We start from the raw sequence: 7,494 nt of genomic DNA, 5'->3' as shown, positions 1-7,494 counted from the left end.
GGCGTGCGGCGCGGCGGCACCCTGGTCAGCGTGCGCGCCGACACCGAAGCTGAACGGGCGACCGCCGAGCAGGTGCTGAACGGCCGCGGCGGCGTCGATGCGCTGCAGCGGGGCGGCGTCTATCGCGACGCCGGCTGGGCGCAGTTCGACGAAGCCGGTGCGCCCTACAGCGCCGACGAGATCGCCGCCGAGCGCCGCCGCTATGCGGAAGCCCGCTCGTTCAGCGGCCAGGGCGTGATCGACCGAACCGCCGGCGACCCGTCGGACCCGGCGCAACGGCCAATCGACCCGACCCTGCGCGGCATCTGATTCCGCCGCGCCTAAAGTGTCCGTAGAGGGGGCGTCCGGGGAGACCTGGGCGCCCCTGCTGCGTTGGGGGGGTGACGCGTGCCTCCCTTCCCCCTGGAGGGGGGAAGGGCCGGGGATGGGGGTGGGACAGGTTCAGCCTCCGCCGCCTTGGCGGATTCGCGCCGCCCGCGTCCGCGTCACGTTCGGCAGGCGCCGCCACCCCCATCCCTCACCCTTCCCCCCTCCAGGGGGAAGGGGCCCGAGAGGCCTTACGCTTCCTGCGGCTGGGCCTTGGTGATCTGGGCCTTGGCGGCGATGTAGTCCCACAGCGCGGCGATCTCGGCGGCGGCCGCGCGGTCTGGGGTTTCCTCGGCCGAGCGACCGCGTTCCAGGGCGGTCTGGTAGACGGCGCGCGCGCGCAGGATCACCGGGGCCAGCGGGGCCTGCATGTATTCCAGCCCGCGAAGGGCGCGCTTGACCAGCGGCGCCTCGACCGCCTCGCGCGCCACCGGGGCCTGGTTGACCACCACGACGGCTGGTTTGCCCAGCTTGCGCACCATGGTGAAGGTGCGCACGAGGCCGGCGATATCCAGCAGGGTGGGGCGCACGACCATCACCGCGAGGTCGGCCAGCACCAGCGCTTCGCCGACGTCTTCGACTGCGCCGGCGGGGGTGTCGATGATCAGCAGGTCCTTGGCCAGGCCGCTGGCGGCGAACTGGGCGGAGACCAGCTTCGGCCCCGTGGAGGCGACGACGTCGGGGCCGGGGGTCTCACGCGCGCCCAGCGCATCGAGCGCCGAATGCTGCGGATCGATGTCGACCACCAGCACGGCGAGGCCGCGCCGGTAGGCGGCCAGCGCCAGGTGGGTGGCGACGGTGGTCTTGCCCGAGCCGCCCTTCAACGCGATCACCGCCACGGTCTTCAATGGATATCCGCCTCGCGCCTTGCTCGCCCGCCTGGGTGCAATCCTTGTGCCGGTGAATTTGGGCGGGAGTTAGAGGCGATGTCGCGTCGCTTCTCCCGCAAGGGGAGAAGAGTATGTCGGCGCAATGCATCGATAGGAACGTTGCGTGGTGCGCAATCAGGGGTTTTGCGCTTCTCAATCGCCTGCGCGAGCGATCGCAGGCAGTGTGCCGGGGCTGACACGGACTGCGCGCGGCGCGGCCGGGAGCAATGGGAGGAAGCGGAATGGACGACGTCCTGATCGTCGGCGGCGGACCCGTGGGCTTGATCGCCGCCATCGGACTCGCCAGGCACGGCCTGAGCGTGCGGGTGATCGAGGCCGAGCAGGGGGTGATGCCCTCGCCCCGGGCGATGACCTATCACCGCCAGGCGCTGGACGGGCTGATGCTGCTGGACCTGTTCGACGACGCCACCAAGGCGGGCTTCCTCAGCAACACCAACTGCTCGCGGTTCTACAAGACCGGCGAGGCCTATGTGTCGAAGTCCCAGTACCCTGAAGGGCTCGACCATCCCTACACCCTGACGCTGGCGATCAACGAGCTCACCGAGGTGGCGCTGGCGCACATGGAGCGCTACCCGCAGATCACCTGCACCTGGGGCTCGCGGTTCATGGGGCTGAAGCAGTTCGACGACTACGTCGAGGTGGAGGCCGAGTCCCAGGAGGGGCCCGAAACCATCCGCGCCAAATGGGTGATCGGCGCCGACGGCGGACGCAGCGGCGTGCGCAAGGCGATCGGCCAGGAGCTGATCGGCTACACCTGGCCCGACCGGTTCGTGGCCACCAACATGCGCTTCGACTTCGAGGGCCACGGCTGGCACCCGATGAGCAACTTGATGATCGACAACCACTATGGGGCGATCATCGTGCGGCTGACCCGCGACGGGCAGTGGCGGGTGACGTTCCACGAGGACGCCGAGCTGCCGGTCGCCGGCGTGCGCGAGCGGATCTTCGAATACTATCGCCGGGTGCTGCCCAACGAAGGGGAGGGCGCGCAGCTCGACCTGTTCTCGCCCTACAGCATGCACCAGCGCTGCGTGGAGAAGATGCGGGTCGGCCGCGTGCTGCTGGCCGGCGATAGCGCCCACGTCACCAACCCGACCAGCGGATTCGGCCTGACCGGCGGCATGTTCGACAGTTTCGCGCTGATCGACGCCCTGGCCGCGGTGGTCAAGGGCGAGCGCGGCGACGAAGTGCTGGACGCCTACGCCGACGCCCGCCGCAAGGTGTTCCTGGAGATCTCCTCGCCGATCTCGTGCGAGAGCAAGCGCCGCGTGTTCCACCTGACCGACGCCGAGCTGGCCGAGGAGCGCGAACGGCTGAAGGCCGCGCAGAAGACGGGCCTGGGCTGGGGGTCGGGCTCGCGCGGCTACCACTCGTTCCGCCTGGAGACCCCGTCGCTGGTCACCGGCCGCTCCAGCGCCGAGGACCGGCTGGCCAAGCTCGGTCGCGGACCGCTGGTCTGGGAACCCGATGGCGTGTTCGCCTGATCGATGCGCGAGGAACAGATGACGCAGACATTCAAGTGCGGCGACCGCGTGCGGCTCAAGGGCGGCGAAGCGGTGATGGCGGTGACCGGGGTCAGCCCGGACAGCAGCGGCGACACCAAGGTGTGGTGCGCCTGGTTCGATGACACCCACCTGCATCAGACCGCCGGCCATCCGGCCGAGGCGCTGGAGGCGGTGGAGATCGCCGAGCTTGGCCCGCCGCCCTAGCCGCCGGCCTGCTGATGAACTGCGGTCGGGTCCATCATCTCCATCTCGGCGGGCGTGATCAGCGGCAGATGCACGCCGCAGCGCACGCCGTCGGCATGGAACTCGATGCGGGCCTCTCCGCCGCCGTCCTCGCCGAAGCTGCGTGAGATCAGCCGCGAGCCGAAGCCGCGCTGCATCGGCTCGGTGACCGGCGGGCCGCCATGCTCCTGCCAGAGGAACGTCATGTGGCGGGCGCCGAGCTCGTCATAGTGGAGGTTCCAGGCGGTCTCGACGAAGCCGTCCGGGACTGACAGCGCGCCATACTTGACCGCGTTGGTGGTGAGTTCGTGCAGCACCAGCGCCATCGACACCGCCTGTTGCGGGCTCAGCCGGACGTTGGGCCCGTCCATGCGCAGGCGCGAGTCGTCGCCGTCCTGATAGGGCGCGACCGCCTTTTCGACGATGGCCTCGAGATCGGCGCCGGCCCAGTTCCGATCGACCAGCAGGCGGTGGGCGTCGGACAACGCCAGCAGCCGCGCGGTGAGGTTCTCGCGTACGCTGCGGTCGGTGTCGGTGGCGCGCAGGGTCTGCTCGACCAGCGACTGGACGGTCACCAGGGTGTTGTTGATCCGGTGGTTGAGCTCGTTGAGCAGCAGGATGCGCTGCTCGTCGGCCAGGCGGTTGCGGGTCTCGTCGCGCATCACCTTGATCAGGCCTTGGAGTTCACCGTCAGCGAACGAGGAGGTGACGCCATTGGCCCAGAAGCGCTCGCCGTTTTTGCGCACGTGCCAGCGGGTGTCTTCCGCCCGCCCGTCGCGCCAGGCCTTGTCTAGCTCCAGTTGCGCCTGGCCGGTGGACTGGTCCGACGGCGTGAAGAAGGCTTCGAAGTCCATGCCTATTGCCTCGTCGGCTGTGTAGCCGGTAATGCGTTCGGCGCCGGCGCTCCAGCTAGTGATCCGACCGCCCAGCTCCATGGTGAAGATGGCGTAGTCGCGCGCGTGGTCGATGATCAGCTCGGCGATGCGGGCCTGCGGAAGGCCCAGCGAGGGTGGCGTTTCGTTGGACATGCAGCGCTAACGCGCTAGGGCGGCGCTTGGTGGCAAGGCGGCGACGGCCGCGGACACGGCGGCTGCGAGGATGAGCGACCGTGTCCGCATGGCTTGGGCTTGGTTGATCTAGGCCTTGGCGAACAGCTTGGCCCAGCGAGGCTTCTCGCGGGACTTCCAGCCGTTGCGGTGCCAGGCGTCGGAGGCGATCAGCGGGACCACGGTGGTGGCCTCGGCGAACACCATCTGTTCCCAGGTGACGTCGACCTTGCCCCAGGAGCAGGCCTCCTTGAGCGTCGAGGACGAGCAGGCCCCGTCGCGAACGTCGGCGACGGTGATCTGCACGGCGTATTTGTGCATCTCGGCCTCGTGGCCGAGGATCTCCGCGCAGACCACAGTGTCCTGGGCGAAGTTCTTCGGCACCCCGCCGCCGACCATGAACAGGCCTGTCGTACCGGCGGCGATCTTGATGTCGGTCAGCTCGCGGAAATCGGCCACGGAATCAATGGTCAGATAGGGCTGTTTGGCCTGCATTCGTTCCACCTGGTGCTTGACCAGACCGAAGCCGGCGGAACTATCGGTGAACGCCGGACAGAAAATCGGCACGCCTTCCTCGTAGGCGGTCTGGATCAGCGAGCCGGCCTCCTTGGCGTTTCCGGCGGCCAGCCACTTGCCCATCTCGTGGATGAATTCGCGGCTGGAATAGGGACGCGGCTCGAGCGCGTCGCACAGGTCCTTGATCGTCGCGTCGCAGCTCTGCAGCTCCTCCTCGTCGATGTAGGTGTCGTAGATGCGGTCAATGTAGAGGGCGCGCAGGTCGCGGTCGTCGACTTCGGCATGGGCCTGATAGTGGCGGAAGCCCAGGGCCTCGAAGAAGTCCATGTCGACGATCGAGGCTCCGGTGGAGACCACCACGTCGATCATCCCGTACTTCACCATGTCGCGGTAGATGTGCATGCACCCGCCGGCGCTGGTGGAGCCGGCCAGCGTCAGCCACGTGGAGCAGCCGTTGTCCTCCAGCGACATGGTCAGGATGTCGGCGGCGCGCGCGGTGTCGCGGCTGGTGAAGCTCATTGTGCGCATGGAGTCGATGACCGGACGCGCTTCGTACTGGTCGATGGCCACGTGCTCGACAGTGTCGCTCAGCAGCTCGGCTTTGCGATTGGGTTGAACCTCAGCGTTCATTCTCTGGTCCTCTCGGAGAGTTTGAGCGCCCGTCCAAGCAAAGGCGCGCGGTCGGGACGGAGCGACCGGCCGCGCGAAGTCCAACGAACGACAGGCGGAGACTACTTCCGCCGACGCTTCCTGCCGCGGGCGCGCGACAGTTTAACGACGTTCTGCGTCTCGGCGCGAGGCGCGGAAATCGAGCGCGGGGCCAGGCCGTACATGGAGGCCATGGGCGCGTCGTCCATCTGCACCGTCTCGGCGTCGCCGAAGCCGTTGAAGCGGGTGTTCATCGCCACGCCATAGGCGCCCAGCATGCCGATCTCGACGTAATCGCCTTCGCCGATGTCCTCGGGCAGCCAGAACGGTCCCGGCATGTGATCAAGTGAGTCGCAAGTCGGCCCGTAAAAGCGGTAGGGCTTCAGCGCGCCGTCGACCTCGACCGCCTCGTCGGCTTCGCCGCGGAACAGCTTGACCGGGAACGGCCACTTGGTGTGCGCCGCGTCGAACAGGCTGCCGTAGGAGCCGTCGTTCAGATACAGGGCGTCGCCCTTGCGCAGCTCGACCTTGGTGAGGATCGAGGACGCTTCGGCGACCAGCGCGCGGCCGGGCTCGCACCAGAGCTCGGTGGTTTCATGGACCATCATCTCGGCGAAGCCGCGGTCGATGGAGTCGATGTACTCGGCCAGCGCCGGCGGCGTCATGCCCGGATAAACGGACGGAAAGCCGCCGCCCACGTCGACCACATCGGCGAACACGCCGGCGCGGACCAGCGCGCGGGAGGCCTGGCTCATCGCCGCCTGATAGGCGGTCGGACGCATGCACTGGCTGCCCACGTGGAACGAGACGCCCATCAGGTCCTGGGTGGCGCGGCGCGTGGCCAACAGCAGGGCCGGAGCCTCGTGGGCCTCGACGCCGAACTTGCCGGACAGGGAATAGGCCGCGCCGTCAGCGGCCACCGCCAGGCGCACGATCAGGTTGAGGTCCTTGGCCCCGTCCGTCGCCTCGAGGATCTTCGCCAGCTCCTCATGGGTGTCGAGCGAGAAGGTGCGCACGCCGTGGTCGAAGTAGGCGGCCGCGATCGCGCGGCGGCTCTTCACCGGATGCATGAACGCCATGCGCGAACCAGGCGCATACTGGGCCACCAGCTCGATCTCGGGGACCGAAGCCACGTCGAACGACCTCACCCCATTCGCGGCCAGGGTCTCGATGACCCATGGCGAAGGGTTCGCTTTTACAGCGTAGAAGACGTCGCCTTTGAAATTCGCCTGGAACCAGTTCGCCGCTACGGCCACCGCATCCGGTCGCGCGATGGCGACAGGACGTTCCGGGGATCGCTCACGGACCAGGTCCAGGGGCGTATGATACGTGTGCAATGCACGTAGCCCCCAATGGATAGTTGAACCCAATCCGGCGTTAGCAGCGCTTTTCAGGACATCGGGTCCGCCGGAACGGTGCGAAATAGGGGCATCGGACCCGGATGTAAAGTGTTCTGCGCATGCAAGCGTGCGCAGGCGGTTGTCGCGACGGTAGACCGATCGGCGAAGCGCATGCCATGAAGCAGCGGAGCGTCTTCGGCGCGGTCTTCGGGGGAGCATGGCCGGCATGGCCGACGTTGCGGTCTTGTCCGTGCGCAATGTGTCGAAAAGCTTCGGCGAGCGCCGTGCTCTGGCCGGGGTGTCGCTGCAGGTCGCCCGCGGGGAAATGATCGCGCTGATCGGCCCTTCAGGCTCCGGCAAGTCGACCCTGCTGCGCTCGATCAGCGGGCTTCAGGCCATCGATCCCGGCGACGGCGTCATCGAGGCGTTCGGCGAGACCGTGCAGGCCCGCGGCAAGATCAGCGACAAGGTCCGCCAGGTGCGCGCCCGCATCGGCTTCATCTTCCAGCAGTTCAACCTGGTCGGCCGTCTGACCCTGTTCACCAACGTGGTGCTCGGCGCGCTGGGGCGGCTGCCCGGCTGGCGCGGCGTGCTGGGCCTGTGGCCGGCGGACACCCGCGCCCAGGCTATGGCCGCATTGGCCCGGGTGGGCGTCGCCGACTACGCCGCCCAGCGGGCCGGCACGCTCTCCGGCGGCCAGCAGCAGCGCGCCGCCATCGCGCGCGCCCTGGTGCAGAAGGCCAAGATCATCCTGGCCGACGAGCCGGTGGCCTCCCTCGACCCCGTGGCCGCCCGCAAGGTCATGGAGATTCTGCGCGACCTGAACCGGGCCGACGGCCTCACCCTGATCGTCACCCTGCACCAGGTCGACTACGCCATGCGCTATTGTGACCGGGTGATCGCGCTGAAGGCTGGCAAGGTGGTCTATGATGGGCCGCCCACCGGCCTGACCCGCAAGCAG

The 7,494-nt window shown here is 68.3% G+C and carries 7 protein-coding genes and 1 pseudogene; 4 read left to right on the top strand and 4 right to left on the bottom strand.

What is annotated here, in order from left to right; translation table 11 throughout:
• Positions 1 to 309: pseudogene (locus Q8M88_RS16110) on the top strand (hypothetical protein); the annotation flags it as partial.
• A 248-nt stretch (positions 310 to 557) separates the two neighbouring features.
• Here Q8M88_RS16110 and Q8M88_RS16105 read toward each other — a convergent pair.
• Positions 558 to 1,205, bottom strand: a complete 648-nt coding sequence (locus Q8M88_RS16105) for a ParA family protein (RefSeq protein WP_305598171.1) — start codon at positions 1,203 to 1,205, stop codon at positions 558 to 560.
• Between the two features lie 272 nt (positions 1,206 to 1,477).
• On the opposite strand from Q8M88_RS16105, the gene Q8M88_RS16100 reads away from it, so the two are divergent.
• Both Q8M88_RS16100 and Q8M88_RS16095 read left to right on the top strand, forming a co-directional pair.
• Positions 1,478 to 2,740, top strand: coding sequence for an NAD(P)/FAD-dependent oxidoreductase (locus Q8M88_RS16100; RefSeq protein WP_305598170.1), 1,263 nt, complete (start codon positions 1,478 to 1,480; stop codon positions 2,738 to 2,740).
• Between the two features lie 18 nt (positions 2,741 to 2,758).
• A complete protein-coding gene (locus Q8M88_RS16095; protein ID WP_305598169.1) occupies positions 2,759 to 2,965 on the top strand; it encodes a DUF2158 domain-containing protein in 207 nt (68 codons plus the stop codon).
• On the opposite strand, the gene Q8M88_RS16090 is transcribed toward Q8M88_RS16095, so the two are convergent.
• The 3 genes from Q8M88_RS16090 to Q8M88_RS16080 form a co-directional block, all read right to left on the bottom strand.
• The gene (locus Q8M88_RS16090; protein WP_305598168.1) at positions 2,962 to 4,011 is read right to left on the bottom strand and encodes a sensor histidine kinase; all 1,050 of its coding nucleotides are present in this window, start codon (positions 4,009 to 4,011) and stop codon (positions 2,962 to 2,964) included. The two genes, Q8M88_RS16095 and Q8M88_RS16090, sit on opposite strands and share 4 nt — an antisense overlap.
• 108 nt (positions 4,012 to 4,119) lie before the next feature.
• Positions 4,120 to 5,175, bottom strand: a complete 1,056-nt coding sequence (locus tag Q8M88_RS16085) for a deoxyhypusine synthase (RefSeq protein WP_305598167.1) — start codon at positions 5,173 to 5,175, stop codon at positions 4,120 to 4,122.
• A gap of 101 nt (positions 5,176 to 5,276) precedes the next feature.
• The gene (locus tag Q8M88_RS16080) at positions 5,277 to 6,530 is read right to left on the bottom strand and encodes a type III PLP-dependent enzyme (protein ID WP_305598166.1); all 1,254 of its coding nucleotides are present in this window, start codon (positions 6,528 to 6,530) and stop codon (positions 5,277 to 5,279) included.
• Between the two features lie 229 nt (positions 6,531 to 6,759).
• Between Q8M88_RS16080 and phnC the strand changes: the two genes are divergently transcribed.
• A partial coding sequence (phnC, locus tag Q8M88_RS16075; RefSeq protein WP_305598165.1) for a phosphonate ABC transporter ATP-binding protein occupies positions 6,760 to 7,494 on the top strand: 735 nt, incomplete at its 3' end.

Origin of the sequence: Phenylobacterium sp., from assembly GCF_030693805.1 — a bacterium.
Classification (GTDB): Bacteria; Pseudomonadota; Alphaproteobacteria; order Caulobacterales; family Caulobacteraceae; genus Phenylobacterium.
This window is presented reverse-complemented; position numbering and strand designations above follow the sequence as displayed.